This window comes from Burkholderia sp. AU16741 (assembly GCF_002223345.1).
Taxonomy (GTDB): domain Bacteria; phylum Pseudomonadota; class Gammaproteobacteria; order Burkholderiales; family Burkholderiaceae; genus Burkholderia; species Burkholderia sola.
On the sequence record NZ_NKEZ01000018.1, the window covers coordinates 1 to 1,276 of the forward strand.

The following is a 1,276-nucleotide window of genomic DNA, read 5'->3' on the forward strand; positions in this document are numbered from 1 at the left end:
ATCCGCCCACGGTCTGAACGAGCAGTACGATGGCGGTCAGCATCGGGAACAATGTGGTGCTCCAATAGTGCCCCAGCATCCCCATCACGCCGACCTGCCCCGCGCCAAAACCTGCGCCCACCAAGCCCACGGCCACGTAAGTCGTTGTCAGGTTTGGAGTGCGAAGGTTCGCCAGCGCGACGAATCCAACGACAAAGACCCCCATTGAGATGATTTGCGCACGCCGCAAATCGGTGCTCGCGGCCAGCAGGTTGAACCCCAAGTTGCCGAGCACCATGGTCGCCGACAGGAGCGGCATGGCGAAGGCAGCGGCAGCGGCGCTAATCCCGATGCCGCGTAGATAGACCTGCGAATGGGCAATCATAAAGACTGAGCCGGATGCGATTGCAAGCATCGAAAAAGCCACGCCCCAGAGTAGCGGGGATCGCACCACCTTCGACAGCGGCAGTTCACGCGTCGTCTGCGCCGCTTCTTCATGTGCCTCATCCCAGCGGAGTTCACTGGAGTTTGCATCGTCTCCCGTCGGGGCATTGCGGACAAAGAGCAGATTGGTCAGCAGCCCCACGATGCCGGCCCCAACAAACACCCACCACCCGGAACGCCATCCCCCGGCCGACTCGACCACAGACCCGATGAGGGAGATGACGGCGAAACTTGCTGCGCCCACCACGGCATAGAGGACGGAAATCGCCAGGGTGCGGCGCCGTACAAACCAGGCGGCGACGCCCGCCTGGCACGGAATGATGCCGCTGAATGCACTGGTCAGGCCCATCAGCACGCTGAAGGCAGCAACGGCCTCCCACGGCTGGGTGGCCAGCGTCGCCAGCCATGCGCCACCGACCACCATGGTCAGGCAGCCGATGACGAGACTGTTTCGGATACCGATCCGTCCGACCGCTTTGGCTGCTACAGGACTGAATAGTGCTGCAGTAACCATGTTGACGGAGGTCAGCAAACCGAGCGTTTGCCGGTTCCAATCCAGCGCCGTGGCCATGTACGTATTGACCACACTCGCGCCGTAAATGGGCAGCGACATGCTGATGCACATCATCAAGGAAAGGGCGGTAAGCACAGCCCAACCTCGATAGCCGAATAGCTTCAATTTCTACTCCGAATGATCACTTCTGCATTGGTATCCGCCTTGCGCGGCTTAGCGCTTGCTGCGAGCCCCACCCACCGCTTCCAGCATCGGAATCGGCAGACCGAAGTGCGCCTGACCCACACCCTCGGCCGCCGTGTCGTACTGCGCAATCGGATGCGTGCGATAGGTAGCCAT

1 protein-coding gene is annotated in these 1,276 nt (G+C 61.4%); it reads right to left on the reverse strand.

Annotated features, from left to right (window positions below; all coding sequences use genetic code 11):
* A partial coding sequence (locus tag CFB89_RS33785) for an MFS transporter (RefSeq protein WP_144030204.1) occupies positions 1 to 1,102 on the reverse strand: 1,102 nt, incomplete at its 3' end.
* Positions 1,103 to 1,276: the final 174 nt, after the last annotated feature.